This window comes from Thermaerobacter nagasakiensis, assembly GCF_055396825.1.
The window spans coordinates 811,414-825,601 of sequence record NZ_AP043740.1 but is presented as its reverse complement, the minus strand read 5'-3'; the positions used below and the strand labels follow the sequence as shown (position 1 = coordinate 825,601).

13 protein-coding genes and 2 tRNA genes are annotated in these 14,188 nt (G+C 73.4%); 5 read left to right on the top strand and 10 right to left on the bottom strand.

The window, feature by feature from the left end; genetic code table 11:
• The first annotated feature begins 77 nt into the window (after positions 1–77).
• Positions 78–560, top strand: a complete 483-nt coding sequence (locus tag ACZ5T9_RS03610; RefSeq protein WP_464833894.1) for a DUF4149 domain-containing protein — start codon at positions 78–80, stop codon at positions 558–560.
• 134 nt (positions 561–694) lie between these two features.
• Here the strand turns inward: ACZ5T9_RS03610 and mtnA are convergent, their stop codons facing one another.
• The 3 genes from mtnA to ACZ5T9_RS03595 all read right to left on the bottom strand — a co-directional run bounded on the left by mtnA (position 695) and on the right by ACZ5T9_RS03595 (position 2,591).
• The gene (gene mtnA, locus ACZ5T9_RS03605) at positions 695–1,825 is read right to left on the bottom strand and encodes an S-methyl-5-thioribose-1-phosphate isomerase (RefSeq protein WP_464834386.1); all 1,131 of its coding nucleotides are present in this window, start codon (positions 1,823–1,825) and stop codon (positions 695–697) included.
• Positions 1,825–2,349: an EscU/YscU/HrcU family type III secretion system export apparatus switch protein gene (locus ACZ5T9_RS03600; protein WP_464833893.1), complete on the bottom strand. Its 525-nt coding sequence runs from the start codon at positions 2,347–2,349 to the stop codon at positions 1,825–1,827. The genes mtnA and ACZ5T9_RS03600 overlap by 1 nt, the downstream gene beginning before the upstream one ends.
• A 98-nt stretch (positions 2,350–2,447) precedes the next feature.
• A complete protein-coding gene (locus tag ACZ5T9_RS03595) occupies positions 2,448–2,591 on the bottom strand; it encodes a hypothetical protein (protein ID WP_006903031.1) in 144 nt (47 codons plus the stop codon).
• A gap of 774 nt (positions 2,592–3,365) precedes the next feature.
• Between ACZ5T9_RS03595 and ACZ5T9_RS03590 the strand changes: the two genes are divergently transcribed.
• Positions 3,366–4,493, top strand: a complete 1,128-nt coding sequence (locus tag ACZ5T9_RS03590; RefSeq protein WP_464833892.1) for a hypothetical protein — start codon at positions 3,366–3,368, stop codon at positions 4,491–4,493.
• 37 nt (positions 4,494–4,530) lie between these two features.
• On the opposite strand, the gene ACZ5T9_RS03585 is transcribed toward ACZ5T9_RS03590, so the two are convergent.
• Together ACZ5T9_RS03585 and ACZ5T9_RS03580 are read right to left on the bottom strand one after the other, a co-directional pair.
• Positions 4,531–5,274: a hypothetical protein gene (locus ACZ5T9_RS03585; protein ID WP_464833891.1), complete on the bottom strand. Its 744-nt coding sequence runs from the start codon at positions 5,272–5,274 to the stop codon at positions 4,531–4,533.
• Between the two features lie 396 nt (positions 5,275–5,670).
• Entirely contained in the window at positions 5,671–6,267 is a 597-nt protein-coding gene (locus tag ACZ5T9_RS03580) for an N-acetylmuramoyl-L-alanine amidase (RefSeq protein WP_464833890.1), read from the bottom strand.
• A gap of 381 nt (positions 6,268–6,648) precedes the next feature.
• Here ACZ5T9_RS03580 and ACZ5T9_RS03575 point away from each other — a divergent pair.
• Both ACZ5T9_RS03575 and ACZ5T9_RS03570 read left to right on the top strand, forming a co-directional pair.
• Positions 6,649–6,721, top strand: a tRNA-Ile gene (locus tag ACZ5T9_RS03575).
• 425 nt (positions 6,722–7,146) lie between these two features.
• Positions 7,147–7,218 (top strand) — tRNA-Glu (locus ACZ5T9_RS03570).
• A 266-nt stretch (positions 7,219–7,484) separates the two neighbouring features.
• Here ACZ5T9_RS03570 and tnpB read toward each other — a convergent pair.
• Positions 7,485–8,753: an IS607 family element RNA-guided endonuclease TnpB gene (gene tnpB / locus ACZ5T9_RS03565; protein ID WP_464833889.1), complete on the bottom strand. Its 1,269-nt coding sequence runs from the start codon at positions 8,751–8,753 to the stop codon at positions 7,485–7,487.
• Between the two features lie 660 nt (positions 8,754–9,413).
• Here tnpB and ACZ5T9_RS03560 point away from each other — a divergent pair.
• Positions 9,414–9,626: a hypothetical protein gene (locus ACZ5T9_RS03560; protein ID WP_006903027.1), complete on the top strand. Its 213-nt coding sequence runs from the start codon at positions 9,414–9,416 to the stop codon at positions 9,624–9,626.
• 104 nt (positions 9,627–9,730) lie between these two features.
• Here the strand turns inward: ACZ5T9_RS03560 and ACZ5T9_RS03555 are convergent, their stop codons facing one another.
• The 4 genes from ACZ5T9_RS03555 to ACZ5T9_RS03540 all read right to left on the bottom strand — a co-directional run bounded on the left by ACZ5T9_RS03555 (position 9,731) and on the right by ACZ5T9_RS03540 (position 14,181).
• Positions 9,731–10,501, bottom strand: a complete 771-nt coding sequence (locus ACZ5T9_RS03555) for a response regulator (protein ID WP_464833888.1) — start codon at positions 10,499–10,501, stop codon at positions 9,731–9,733.
• Positions 10,498–11,742 carry a sensor histidine kinase gene (locus tag ACZ5T9_RS03550; protein WP_464833887.1) on the bottom strand — a complete coding sequence of 415 codons (1,245 nt, stop codon included), beginning with the start codon at positions 11,740–11,742 and terminating at the stop codon, positions 10,498–10,500. The genes ACZ5T9_RS03555 and ACZ5T9_RS03550 overlap by 4 nt, the downstream gene beginning before the upstream one ends.
• Positions 11,743–11,880: 138 nt before the next feature.
• Positions 11,881–12,996, bottom strand: a complete 1,116-nt coding sequence (locus tag ACZ5T9_RS03545; RefSeq protein ID WP_464833886.1) for an ABC transporter permease — start codon at positions 12,994–12,996, stop codon at positions 11,881–11,883.
• Positions 12,997–12,999: 3 nt separating this feature from the next.
• The gene (locus tag ACZ5T9_RS03540) at positions 13,000–14,181 is read right to left on the bottom strand and encodes an ABC transporter permease (protein WP_464833884.1); all 1,182 of its coding nucleotides are present in this window, start codon (positions 14,179–14,181) and stop codon (positions 13,000–13,002) included.
• Positions 14,182–14,188: the final 7 nt, after the last annotated feature.

The window sequence follows — 14,188 nt, the reverse complement described above, 5'->3', positions numbered from 1 at the left end:
CGCGAGCCGCGGGACGGCAGGCGGAGCCCGGGTGGAACGCCCCGCACCGGATTGGGCGGGTGGCAAGGAGGACTTTCATGGCAAGGGCCTGGCGCAACCTGTACGTTTTTCTGATGGTCGCCTGGTTCGGGGTGATGGTCTACTACACGTTCATCCTGACGCCCACCCTGACCCGCGCCTTCCCCGGCGACTTCGGCACCATCGTCGCCACCCTCTTCCCGGGCTACTTCCGGCTGGGAGAGGTCCTGGGCCTGGTCGCCGCCCTGGCCGCTTGGATGGAGTTCCGCAGCCAGCGCCGCCAGCCCGGCGGCCCGGACGCTCCCGGAGCAGGCTGGCGGCTGGCGGCGGGGCTCATGGCCCTGGCGCTGGTGATCGTCAACCGGGAAGCGGTGCTGCCGGCCGCCCATGCCGCCCGTGGGACGGCCGCCTTCGGGCCGCTGCACGGCATCTCCATGGCCTTCAACCTGGCGACGGCCGCCCTGGCCCTGTTCGGCGGGGCCGGCGGGCTTCTCGCGCCCGCCGCCTCGCGCCCCAGGATCGCCGGGACGAACCGGCGCTGACGCCGGCCCGGTGCGCCCTTAACGCCGCCCATACCCCCGGAGCCGCCCGCCGGCGGCCGGCTCCGGGCCGGCGCGACGGGACCAGGACGTGGCCAGGAGACTGCCACCAGGGGCCTGCTGGCATCCCGGGCCGGTCAGCAGCCTGGGCTCCGGCCCCACCGTGCGGCCTCGCCGCGGCCGGGTTCGTCCCGCCGGGCCCGGGCGGCGATGGCTTCGATGTAGGGCGGGCGCAAGATCCCCCGGTCGGTCACGATGGCGGTGATCAGGGAGGCGGGCGTGACGTCGAAGGCCGGGTTGAAGACGGGTGTACCCGGCGGTGCCCACCGGACGCCGCCGAAACCCGTCACTTCCTCCGGGCTTCGCTCCTCGATGGGGATCGCGTCGCCCGACGGCAGGCTGGGGTCGACGGTGGACCAGGGGGCCACCACATAGAAGGGAATCCCGTGGTGACGGGCCAGCACGGCCAGCATGCGGGTCCCGATCTTGTTGGCCGTATCCCCGTTGGCGGCGATGCGGTCGGCGCCCACCAGCACGGCGTCGACCCGCCCGGCCGCCATCACCGCCGCGGCCGCGCCGTCGACGATCAGGGTGTGGGGAATGCCTTCCTTCTGCAGCTCCCAGGCGGTCAGGCGGGCGCCCTGCAACACGGGCCGCGTCTCGTCGACCCACACGTGGCGCAGCCGCCCCTGCCGCCAGGCGGTGCGGATCACGCCCAAGGCCGTGCCGTGGCCCCCCGTGGCCAGGGCCCCGGTGTTGCAGTGGGTCAGCACCTGGGCCCCTTCCGGCAGGAGGGCGGCGCCGTGCTCGGCCATGCGGAGGCACATGGCCAGGTCTTCCTCCTGAATGGCCCGGGCTTCGGCTTCCAGCGCGGCCGCGACCTGGTCCGGTCCTGCGCCGGCCGACCGCAGCTGGCGGTACCGGTCTTCCATCCGGGCCAGGGCCCAGTGCAGGTTGACCGCCGTGGGGCGGGTGGCCGCCAAGCGCCGCAGGGCCGCCTCCACGGCATCCTCGACGCCTGCCCCCTTGCCGGGGGTGCCCCCCGGTTCCAGGGCCCCTCCGCCCTTTCCCTGCGCCGCCCCTGCCGCCGCCAAGGCCACGCCGAAGGCCGCCGCGATGCCGATGGCCGGCGCTCCCCGCACTGCCATGGTTTCGATGGCGCGGGCCACCTCCTCCACCGACCGGCATGCCTGCCACCGTTCCTCCGCCGGCAGCCGGCGCTGGTCGAGGAGATGGACCACACCGCCTTCATAGCGCACAGGTCGGATCACGCCTGGCTCCTCCCGTCGTCCGGATCGGGGCGTCCCGGCGGAACAGGCCCGCCGGGGGGCGCGTCCCAGGACCCGCCCCCTCCCCGTACCGGTCCGGACCGGCTTCCCGCCGGAGCCCCCGCCCCGCCGGACGAACCCGCCCCACCCGGCGCATCCGCCTCGGAGGCCAGGCCCCAGCGCGCCGCCAGATCAAGCCCACGGTCCTGGCCCGCCGGGCCCCCGGCCATCTGCCGGTCAAGTTCCAGGGCCAGGGCCATGATCCGGGCCACCACTTCAAACAGTGCGGCCGGGATCGCCTGGCCCGGTGGCACCCGGGCCAGCACCGGCGCCAGGGGCGAGGTCACCTCCGGCACCCCCGCCTCCCGCGCACGGCGCAGGATGGCCTCCGCCATGGTGCCGAAACCGGCCGCCACCACCCTGGGGGCCGGATCGGTGCCGGGATCGAACCGCAGGGCGGCCGCCGCCCGCTGGGGCGGGGGTTCCGCCCCGTCAAGCCGGGATGGCTCCGTTGTCTCGCTCAAGGTATCCCACTCCTTAGCCCGGCGCAAGGATGCCCGGGGTGGGCGCAGCGAACCGGCACCCTGCGAAGTCTATCCACGGAAGCCTACCCCCACGGCCCCTACCGCCGGTCCCGGTGGACGGCGCGCACTCCAGCACCCGCGGGGTCGAACCCGGCGCCGGCCAGCAGGCGGCAGAGGGTTTGCGCGTCCAGGCCTACCCCAGCCAGGATGCCGGCCACCTGGGGCTCCACCGCCAGGTCCAAATAAACCCGCCCTCCCATACCGGCGGCCCGCACACGCCAGCGCCCGGCCCGGGGTAAAGCCCACTCGACCTCCAGGGTCCACGGTTTGGGTGGCACGCCCGCTCCCCCGGCCCCCTCCCTTCGGGGCGAGCGGGATGACCGCGAAGCCGCTCCGGGGCGGGGGGGACGGATCCGGACTGGCGGCAGCGGCGGCAGCCGCGGTCAGGCCCGCCCAGCCGCCGGGCGCACCCAGGGCCGAATTGCCCGCTGTTTCCACCGGGGACGCGCCCGGGGCAGCAGGAACGACGGGTCCGGGCGGCGAATCGCGGTAAACCCCACCGGCCGGCTGCCCCGGGCCGTGGGGCTTGCCGGCCGGCAAGCCCGGGTCCCGGCGGGGCATCGCCATCGGCAGCGCAGGGGGCGGGACTCCAGCCGGTGCCGCGGCGGCCTCCCCACCCCGCCGTGCCGCTGGGCCAAGAGCCGGGCCGCGGGATGTCCCGGGGATCGCCTGGGCGACCGCCGTTGCCGGCGGCAGAGCCGGTTCGGGCGCCCTGGTGGTTCCGCCGGCCGGCTCGTCCCGGGAACGGGCGGGCAGGCCCGGGCTCCCCTCCCCTCGGGCCGGCCCCGCCGGACGGCCCGGGAGCGGAGACGTGCCGAAGATTCCGTGAATGACCTCGCTATTCGGCCACGATGTTACGAAAACCCAAATCAATCACGTCTCACCCTTCGTATCCCGTCGACCGCGGTGGCAAGGGCCGCTACGCCTGGATTAAAATAGGGTAGGAGGGATCGGCGGTGACCGCCAGCCTGCTCCCGCTCGAACACCTCACCGACGCCGACTTCGGGTTCCTCGCGGCGGCCGTTTCCCCGCGCCCTGACGCCCGCGACCGCATCGCCCGGCTTTTGCGGGACGGCGGTGAGGCCATCGAGCGGGCGCTGGAGGACGGCCGCACCCATCAAGCCCTGCAGGAAGGCGACGCCGCCCGGAAGATCAGCCCCTACCTGCTCTTCTCCCTCCTGCTGCACCAGTGCCGGATCCAGGAACGGGCCCGCGCCGGAGATCCGGCACCCTCCGGCGACGAGCCGGTCCTCCAGGAGCCGCCGGCGGGGGCCGGAAGCGGCGCCGGCGACGACCTGATGCTCCTTGACGGGCCGGGTGCTGCGCCGGCGACCAGCGGACCCTGCACCGAACCCGGGCGCAGCAGGCCGGTCCTGGCGCTGCTGGAATCGCCCTGGACCGTTCACTACCTGGCGGAACTCCTGGCTTCCTTCGCTTACACTCCGCCGGGGATGGCCGCCTTCACCCTGGGCAGCCGGCAGTACCGCCTGCCCCTGGCCGAGGTCGATCTCGCCGCCCTGAACAAGGTGGCGCTTTTGGCCGCCGAACCCGACCGGCTGTCCATATACCGGCGCCTGGGCGACCTCACGCTGTTCCTGTCATCGGTTGCCCTTCCGGCCGGTGAAGGGGGCACCGCCCAGCCCCAGCCGGCGCCACCCTCTCCGCCGCGGCCGGCGGGGCGGGCGGCGGCTGACCCGACCCCGGCCCGGGGCGGTGACCGCTCGGGCGACGGCCGGCATCGGGACCGGGCCACGGAAGGTTGCACCGGAAGGACGGGCACCGGGGGGGAGACTCCGGATGCCGTGCCGGTGCTGCCTTACTCGGAGGGCGAGCTGGAGCGGGAGGGCCGCCGCTTCTACGAGTACGCCGCCCAGCACCGCGGTGCGGGGACCACCTATCTAGGCCAGACCCTGGCGGTGCTGGCATCCCGGTACGGCACCGCCCGCACCCTCCTGCGCCGGATTGTGCAGAAGGAGCTGCCGCGGGTGTACCCCGGTGGCCTGTACCAGCTGGCCAGCCGGTGGGGAGACGCTCCGCAGCCGGGTGCAGTGGCGCTGTCGGCCCCCGAGGGGCCGGCGGAATGATCCCCGGTCATGGGGCTGGGATCCATGGAGCGGCGACTCAGGGAGCCGCGCCCGTTGACCCCAGGCTCGGCCCGCGGGGATCCCGGACCCCGGGCCGGGCGGCAGGGCGGTCGCCTTGAGGGGGGCCAGGCCGGTTGCCCTGAGGGGCAGCGGCCCCGTGGCCGTGAGGGGCGCCGCCGCCCGCCGGCATGGCGGGACGAGGTGCCACGGAGATCGAGCCCCGTGCTGGCGGGCCGCTTGCCGGTGCCGGCCGCCGCACCACCACCGTGACTTCCTCTTCGGCGACCGCATCCTCCACGCCGAAGATGCCCTGCCACGGCCGGGGATACCTGCAAAGGCGGCGGCCCCGCTGGAGGGCGAAGAGGCCGTCCTCATACGCCTGGGCGAAGAAGACGGGGTCCTCCAGCAGCCGGCGGCGCAGCCCGGCCACCCACCGCCGCTCCCGCCGCCAGCGGGCCAGCTGCGCACCCAGCTCGATCACAGCCGCCCCCGTGGCCGCGGCCAGCCCCGCCTGCCACGCCCGTTCCCGCAACAGGAAGAACCCGGCCAGTGCCGCCAGCAGCGCCGCCAGCACGTGGGCATACGCTTGCGCCAGGAAGGTGAGGTAGAGGGCGGGCTCCACCTGGGCCCGCTGCCGGTACAGGTTGACCACACCCCGCCGGTCGATGCGGATGCGTACCTGCCGCTTGCGCACCAGCCGGTGGAGGCGGGCAAACCAGGCCGGGGCATCCAGGCGGCCGGCCTCCGCTGCAGCCCCGGTCTGGAGGGCGAACGCCGGCACGGCATCCTGCCGGGACGGCCGAGCCGGCGCTGCGGCGCCCTGGCCTGCCCGGACCACCGCCGAGCGGTCCCCCTGGCCCTTCCCTTGCGCTGAATCCCAGGCTCGTATATCCCCGGGTCGTACTGAAACGGTGGACCGCGGGGAATCCACGGTCTGGATGGGATCCATGATGCGGGTGGTCTCCTTCGCCGCGCCTGCGCCGCGCCCTCGCCGGTCGCGCCCGCGGCTCCGGCGGGCACCGGGCTCCGGCACCGGCCGCCCCCGGCCGGCGCGGAGCCCGCGGTTCCTCCGGGTCGAACCGGCCCGCGCCCACCGGCGCGACGGCCGGCGGTGGACCGGCAAGGGGTCTCGGTGCTCGTTCTGTCGAACGGCCACGAATCCCTGCCGGGACGGCGATCAAAGGCGAACCTGGTCGATCCAGACGTCGAATCCGGCCTCCCGGGCCCGGCGGGCCAGCCGCTCGGCGTTGGCTTGGTTCCGGAAGGAACCGATGATCACCCGGTACCAGACGCCCCGAGGCTCCGGCTGCTCCGCCTCCTGACCGGGCGGTGCCGGCGGGGCCGCAGGTTCTTCCGCGGGAGGACCGGGCGGAATCCAGTTCCGGCCGAAGTACTCGAGGAGCCCACGGGCGATGGCCTCCGCCACCTGCGCCTGGCCGGATGCGGAGCCCAGGTAGCGCGCCAGGATGCGGCTGCGGGAACCCGGCTGGACCGAATGCCAGACCTCGAATCCGTTGGCGGACTCGTCAACGTAGGCGTTGCAGTGGATGGACACGTAGACGTCGGCGCCCCAGGCGTTGGCCTCGTCGGTGCGCGGGCGCAGCGGCCGGGTCTGGTCGCCGGTACGGGACATCCGCACGGCCAGCCCGTGGCGCACCAGGTGCACGCGCACCCGGCGTGCAATGGCCAGATTGATATCCTTTTCCACCAGGCCGTTGCCCACGGCGCCGGGATCACTGCCGCCGTGGCCGGGGTCAAGATAGACCTTGGGCATGGAAGCCGCTCTCCTCCCCACGCTGGATGAACTCGAAGGCCAGCCGGTCTCGGGGCACGGGAACGGGCGCCGCCGGACCCCGGTGGCGCCCGCGGTGCCTGTATGGGGAGGCTATGCCCGGACGGCGGCCGGTGCGCCCGGCCCCTGTCCCGGAACGGAGCGGGCCCCGCCGGTCACGGCCGCGGTGGGCCGCACGCGGCGCACCTGAGGCTCCCGGCGCTGCCGGCCTGGCGCCGCCCGGTCCGATGACGGCCGGAATCGCCCCGCACGCCAGCGGTTCGCCCCGGTCCGGGGCGAGGCCAGCCAGTCCCGGCTGCCAGGGCCCGTGTGGTATAATCGCCCTGCATCCGCCAGCAGCAACCCCTGGTTGTTTGACGCCGTGCGCCTGTAGCTCAACGGTCAGAGCAGCGCCCTCATAAGGCGTGGGTTGTGGGTTCGAATCCCACCAGGCGCCCTGCAGCCGTCCCGGCCTGCCGGAAGCCGGTTGCGGTATCGGGTTCGCGGGACCCGGCGTTGCCCCAGCGAGGCCGGTCTGCCGTAGGGGCCCGGGCCGCGGTTCCTCGGCAGCAGGTCCGCGCGCCCGGAGCGGGCGGCGCGCCCGGACCGGGCCGGTGCCCGCCGCCAGAAGCGTGCCCGTACACCGCCACCGCGCGGGGGGGCCCGGCCGGGAGCCCGCAGCGCGGCGCGCCGTGGAACCCGCTGCGCTGCGCACCACGGTGCACGGTTGCGTTGGCCAGGCCGGCACCTGGTGGTGGGCCAGGCTGCCTGCGCCACCGGTGGTTGCCTTGCCGGGGGACGCAAAGGGGACTATAATGCCGTAGGGTCGCCAGCAGCCGCCGGCCGGCAGCCGTCGCCGGTTGCGGGGGACCGCAGGTTCTGGGCCCCATGGTCGAGTGGTTAAGACGCGGGCCTTTCAAGCCCGAGGTAGGGGTTCGATTCCCCTTGGGGCCACAAGGTAAGGCCACCCACAACGTAAGGTCACCGCAGGGATCGACCGGAGAACAGCCCCGCCGCTGCACCGGTTCCGGTGCGCGGCGGGGCGTTGTGTCTCCATGTCCCGATGCTTCTTGCGCCCGTCGAACGCCCCGGCCCAAGGCGCGCAACACCTCCTCGATGTATGGCGCCCCCGGCGGCCGGGATTGCTATGGACGAACCGTTACCTGAAACATTGTCATCTGTTTCAGGCAGCCGATCCTTGCGGATCGGCGGTGCCGGTCTTACCCGGCGGTGCGCCGGTGCCGGCTTCCCGCTTCCTCCGGGATCGCCTGCCTTGCGGCAGGTCTTCCATCCCGTCCACGGGCGTTTTCCGTCTCCGGGCCACTCCCGGCGACGGCGGCCGCCAGGGCCGCGAGATTCCGGGCCGCGTTTTCGTCCCGGTCGAGCACGAGCCCGCATTCCTCACAGCGGAAAACACGCTGCGAAAGCGGCAGCGACGGCTTCACCGCGCCGCACCGCGAGCAACGCTTGCTGCTGGGGTCGAAGGGCGGTGCTTCGACCAGAACCGCCCCGTGCCAGGGACACTTATACCTGAGCTGGCGGCGGATCTCCGCCAGGGCCGCATCGGCCAGCACCCGGGCCAGCCGCCGGTTCTTCAGCATGCCCGCCACGTGCAGCTGCTCGACCACCACCACGCCGTAGGTGCTCGCGAGGTGGTGTGTCAGCTTGTGAAGGGCATCCTGGCGGAGATTCCGGGCCCGCGCATGGATCTGGGCCAGCCGGCGACGGGCCGTTTGCCACCCCTGGCTGCCCTGCTGGCGCCGGGCCAGGGCGCGGTTCCACCGGGCGAGCCGTTTCAGGTTCTTCTCCAGCGCTCGGGGATTGGGCAAGACCTCCCCGGTGGAGAGCACCGCCAGGTGCTTGACGCCCGCATCGACGCCGACGACCTTCCAGGGGAACCGAGGCCGGCCCGGCGGCCGCTTCACCTCGCAGGTGAAGCTGACGAACCACCGGCCCCCTTCCCGGGCGACCGTGGCGGACAGGATGCGGGCCGTTCCCGCTTCGATGCGCCGGAGCAAGGCCGTGGCCGGCTCGTGGGTCTTCACCCGCCCGATCCGGGGCAGGACGACGTGGCTTTGGTCGTCCACCCGGATCGCGCCGGTAGTGAACCGCACCGACTCCCGCCCGCGGCCCTTTTTCCGGAACCGCGGAAACCCCACCCGGCGGCCCTTGCGTTCACCCTGGCGGCTTTTCGACCAGTTCTGCAGCGCCCGGGCGAGCCCGTCCAGCCCGGAGGAGTAGGCCTCCTTCGAGTTCTCTCGCCACCAGGGGGCGACGACGTGCTTTTGCCGGTTCCACTCCCGCCGCAGGGCGGGAAGGGTCCATGGCAATTCCACGTCTTCACCCCGGGCGTGGGCTGCCAAGCGCTCCTTCACCAGCGCCAGACCCCAGTTGAAGGCGAAGCGGCGGGCGCCCACGTGGGAGGCCAGCGCCCGTTCCTGGCGGGGGGTGGGGTCGAGGGCGAAACGGTACGCCTGCAACACACGCACGGGCAGCCCCCCCAAAATCATCCAGGGCCAGCATATCAGAACGTATGTTCGATGTCAAAGAGGGGCAGACGGGGCCGAGGGGAGGGGATGCGAAGATTGGATGACGTTGGGCGAGAAATGATAAGAAGCGCGTTAGCTGTTCTCAGTCCCTGGTGCCGGAGGGAAAGGACGATGGCGCGAGAAGGACCGCCGCTCCCGCCGGCCTCCCCGCCAGCGGCGCCGCCCCGTACGACCATGCGCCTGGCGCGGCCGGGGCCGGCAGGGAATGTCCCGCCACGCCCCGTTGCGCTGGTTCGCGAGCGCCCGCCCGCACCGGGGCGGCCTCTTCGCCCGCCGCGGGTGCGCATGTTATCCTTTACCACAACGGGGCGGGGCGGCGACCCTGATGCGGGCAGCGGACCTGGCGCTGGCGAGACCGGTGCCGGAATCGGACCCGGCGCCGGCGAAGGGTCCGGTGTAAGCGCCCGGCACCGCGCCGCCCGGTATCCTGCCCGGCCGGCGGTGACGACGACCGGCACCGGCACCGGCGGCGACCGTCAGGAAAGGGCGGGGAGAGGGCCTGGCCGGGTTCGTCCCCATCGGTCGGGGCCCGAGCAACAACCGGTCCAGGGGGGCGCAACCGCCGCCGACGCACCCTCTGGGACCCAGGAGGTGGAAAGGATGCGGATGGAGCAGGTGAAGGCCGAGCTGGAGCGCTGGGGCGAGGTCATCGTGACCCTGGCCTCCGGACGCAAGTTCGAGCTGCACATCGGCGACACGGAGTTCGACCTGCAGAACCGGGTGATCCGCATCACCGGGCCCGCCGCCCACTTCGTGCTGGACGGCGACGAGATCGAGCACGTGGAGATGCACTTCAGCCACCCGATGGAGTAAGTGGGTGCACAAGTGGTGCAAGGCCATGGCGGCCGGCAGGCTCCCGGGCACCGCTTGCCCGGGAGCCTGCCGTCCATCGCCTCGTCTTGTCCCTTTTCATCGCGTCAGCGCCCTGAGGTACCGCCCGGCCCCAGCCAGCCCCGGGCGCGCAACACGGCCTGGACTCGATCCCGGACCTGCAGCCGGCCATAGATCTCGCTGACCAGGTTCTTCACGGTGCCTTCGGACAGGTGCAACCGGGCGGCAATCTCCCGGTTGGACAGCCCCCGGGCCAGGAGCTGGAGGACCTCCACCTGCCGCGGGGTCAAGGGCTCGCCCTGCTCGGCCGGGGCGGGACGCGACAGGGCGTCCTTGCGGCTGGACGGCGGCGGGGCCCCGGTGGGCGTGCCGGCATCCCGCCGAACGCGGCCAGCACCACGGCCCGGTGGCATGTCGGAGCCCGTTCCTCCCGCCGCGGAACCGGTGGACGCGGCGCGGGCCAGGACTCCGGCCAGATCCCCCGGGATCAACCCTCCCCCGTATACGACCAGGCGGATGGCATTGGCCAGATCCTCCGGCGCCATGTCCTTGAGCAGGTAAGCCGCGGCACCGGCCGCCAGGCACTGGCGCACCAGGCGGTCGTCGTCGTAGGTGGTCAACATCAGCACGGGCATCCGGGGCCGCAAGGCCTGGAGCCGCCGCAGGCAGGCGATCCCGTCCATGTGCGGCATCCGCACGTCGAGCAAGGCCACGTCGAAGGATGCAGCTGCAGCCCGGGCCACCGCCTCCGCCCCGTCGGCCACGGCCGTCACCTGCAGGTCGCCCTGGAGTTCGAGCAGCAGGCGCAAACCGTCCCGCACAAGAGCCTGATCTTCCGCCAGGAGCACCCGAATCATTGTTCATCCCCTGCTTCCCCGGCCGAGCCGGTCATCCCCGCAACCACCATGGGCGCGCGGCGGGGGACCGTGATCTCGACGGCGAAACCCCGGGCTACCCGTGTCTCGAAGCGAAGGGTTCCACCCAGCCGCTGGACGGTGCGGGTCATGCGGGTGAGCCCCACCCCCGGAACCAGTTCGGCCGCTCCCAGGCCGTCGTCCTGAACCCGCAGGCGCAGGCGCCGCCCTGTGGCGGTGAGGGAGACCAGCACGTGCCGGGCCTGGCCGTGGCGGGCGGCGTTGGTCAGGGCCTCCTGGACGGCCCGGTAGACGGCACCGGTCACTGCAGGGTCGGTGTCGGATACGCTGGCGGCATCGGGATCGAACACCACCTCCACCTGGACACCGCTGGCCGCGCCGAAGTCGCCAGCCAGGCGCTGGACGGCGGCAGCCAGGGGAAGGCGGCCGGGGTGGAGGGAGCGGCGCAGCAACTGCCGTACCTGGGCGAGCCCATCGCGCAGCCCCGCCTCGACGGCCTCAAGGCGGGCCGCCGCAGCCTCCGGCTCCGTGGACAGCAACCGGCGGGCCAGGGACACCTGCAGCAACTGGGCCGTCAGGGCGTGCCCCAGGGCATCGTGCAGGGCACCCAGGAGTTCTTCCCGCTCCCGCTGCGCGCCCAGTTCGCCGCTGCGGGCCGCCAGTTCCGCGAGCCGGTCCTGGGCGGCCGCCAGCCCGGCCACCACCTGCTGCAGCCGTTCCCGCTCAGCCCGGTAGGAGGCGTGCATGTCGCCGCTCCAACCCGCCACCAGCAGAACGGCCCCGCCTAACAACGCGGCCTGCAGCCCGGATGCCTGCGCCGCCACGAACGTGGTGGCGACGGCGGCCGCCCCGTTGACCCACCGGGCCGCACCCCGACCCATCACCGTAGGCGAACCCATGAGCACCGCCGCCACCGTCCCGATCAGGGCCGCGTCGCCCCCGCAGGTAGCAGCCCACAGGGTCAGGACCAGCGCGCCCGCCCAGGCGGCCACCGCCGTCCAGCGGCGCGGGCCCCAGCCGGCGTCGCGGGCCCGCGCACCCCCTGCCGCCTCGGCCAGCACCTGCAGCACCAGCCCGCTCGCCAGGGCCACGGCCACGCCCGGTGCCGGCTGCGGGCGGTTGAGCAGCCACACCGCCGTGCCGGCGGCGAAAAGGGCCAGGCGGATCAGGTGGAACCCCGCGTCGTTCCACCCATCCTGTTCGCCGGTTTTCCACGGATCCACGCCCGCTCCCCCCGCCGCCCCCACCTGGTCCGGCGTAGCGCGCCCGGCACGGCGCGCAACGGTTCGGTGGTGGGAAGCTCCGGGCCCCCGTTGCGCCCCCCGCCGCCGGCGGCCCTGCGAAGTCGCCTTCGCTGCCGGCTAAGCCGCCCAGCGGCGCAGCCCCAGCACACCGGCCGTCCCCGCCAGCACCCCCATCAGCACCAGGGTCGCCACCGCCGGCCACTGGGCCGCACCCGGGCCACCGAAGACGAATGCCTCACGCAAGCCATCCAAAGCCCAATACACCGGGCTTAGCCGGCCTCCCTCCTGCAGGGACACCGGAACCACGTCCAGGGGCCAGAACGCGCCGCCCAGCATGGCGGCGATGGTGCCCACCAGCGAGCCGGCGGCGTTGATCTGCCGCGACGTGCGGGTGAACCCTGCCACCGCCAGGGCGATGCCGCATGCGGCCACCAGAGGTGCGATCAAGACCAGGACCAGGGCCGGCAGGCCGGCGGCGAACCACGGAGCACCGCCCAGCGCCGTGACGCCCACCATGGCCGCCGCCTGCAACAGCCCAAGGAGGAACAGCGCCAGGGCGTGGCCGGCCACCATCTCGCCGTAGGTGGCCCCCGCCACCAGCGAGCGGGACAGGGTGCCCAGCTCCCGTTCCCGGTGCAGGGCGGCCGCCTGGGTGATGAGGGAGACCAGGGCGAACATGACGTAGAACCCGTAGACCGTGCGCAACAGCGCAAAGTCGCCCGCCGCGGCTGCCTGCCGCGGTGCCTCGACCACCAACGACAGAGGACCCGCGGGCGTTCCGGTAACGAGGCCGGCCGCTACCGCCCGGATCCTCGCCATTTCCTCGCCGGGCTCGGCCCGCGGAGCGTACCAGAGTTCCAGCCGCGGCACGCCTGCTTCGACCGACCGGGAAAAGCCGTCGGGAATCAGGAGCACCACCCGCTCCCTGCCCTGGTGCAGGCGCGCGGCGGCTTCGTCCCGTGCCAGGCGCTGCAGGTTCATGGGCGTGGCGGACAGGCCGTCCAGCAACGGACCAACCCAAGGCCCTTGATCTTCGACCACCACCGCCAGCCTCGGCGGCTTGTCTGATGGGGCGAACAGGCTTGCTATCACACCGCCGAAGAACAGAGGGACGATCAGGAGCCACAGCAGGTTGAGCGGCCGCAGCAGGGTCCGGCGCGTGGTGGTGGCGGCAATGGCCGCTACCCGCCGCAAGGTGGCACCCCGGTGGCGATTGCCCGCATCCGGCGTCACGGTTCACCCCTCCCCCACCAATCGTGCCAGGAGCTGGTCCAGGGCCCACCCCACCATCAGCAAGGCCGCCCCCGCCGCCGTGAGGCGCAGGATTTCATCTTGAACCGCTGCCGGTCCTGCGCCGGCCATGAGTTCAAGGTAGCCGTCCAGCATCCACCGGTTGGGAACGAAGCGGGAGAGCCGGGCCAGGATCTCGGGAAAGATGAACAGGGGCATCATCGACCCGCCGAAGAACCCCAGCACCTGGGCCAGGGCGATGCTGACACCCTCCAGCACCTCCGGGGACCTGGCAAGCCCCACCAGGACGGCATTGACCCCTGCGGCCGCCAGAGTGGCGGCCAGGGTCAGGGGGATCCATCCCCCCGGGTGGCCCCAGTGGACGCCGAAGAGCCACCGGGTGACCGGCGCCATGACCACCATGAAGGCCAGGCCCGTGGCCACGCTGCCGGCAAAGGTGCCCGCCAGGTAGGCGGCGCGGCCGGTTCCTCCCGCACGGACGCGCAGGTACACGCCGGTGCTGCGGTCGGCCAGGTAGGCCCTGGTCCCCTCGCGGGTCGCCAGGTAGAGCATCATGACGGCCATGCCGGCGGCGTAGTAAGCCATGGCGTCAACCTGTGGTGGCGCGGCGCCACCAGACGCTGCCCCACCAGCCGGCAGGGGGGCGGCCTGTATCCTGAGGTCGACGGGCACTGGGCGGCCGCGGTCCCCCCCGCCGGCGCCACCGGCCCCTCCGGCTTCCCCCAGCGCAGCCGCTGCCGCGGCCTCGCGGGCCAGGGTCTCGACCACAGAGGCCGGTACCGTCCCGGGTTCGGCGATGACCCTGAGGGGCTCCTGGGGGAACCCCGCCGGCACGATCAGGGCCGCATCGGCCCGGCGCTGCCGGACCGCTCCCACGGCGGCCTCGCCTGATTTCACCCTCTGGATCTCGATCCAGCCGTCCGCCTCCCCCGCTGCCAGGACCTGCAGGACTGCCGGCGCCGCTTGGTGGCCGGCCGGCGCGGCGATCGCCACCCGGTAGGGCCGCTCGGGCCGGAATTCGGGGGTGAAGGCCTGGCGCAGGCTTATCCCGAGCACCAGGTTGAAGGCCAGGGGCAGGAGGAAGAGGATCAGCACGCCCCGCCAGTCCAGCACGAAGCGCAGCAGCTGGTTGGCCGCGATGAGACCTGCCTGTCGCAACCCGTCCATGGCCGAA

Bases quoted from the DNA above. Each gene is read 5' to 3' on its own strand.
- ACZ5T9_RS03555 (WP_464833888.1), bottom strand. From the start codon at position 10,501: ATGATTCGGGTGCTCCTGGCGGAAGATCAGGCTCTTGTGCGGGACGGT.
- ACZ5T9_RS03610 (WP_464833894.1), top strand. From the start codon at position 78: ATGGCAAGGGCCTGGCGCAACCTGTACGTTTTTCTGATGGTCGCCTGG.
- ACZ5T9_RS03540 (WP_464833884.1), bottom strand. From the start codon at position 14,181: ATGGACGGGTTGCGACAGGCAGGTCTCATCGCGGCCAACCAGCTGCTG.
- ACZ5T9_RS03580 (WP_464833890.1), bottom strand. From the start codon at position 6,267: ATGCCCAAGGTCTATCTTGACCCCGGCCACGGCGGCAGTGATCCCGGC.
- ACZ5T9_RS03560 (WP_006903027.1), top strand. From the start codon at position 9,414: ATGCGGATGGAGCAGGTGAAGGCCGAGCTGGAGCGCTGGGGCGAGGTC.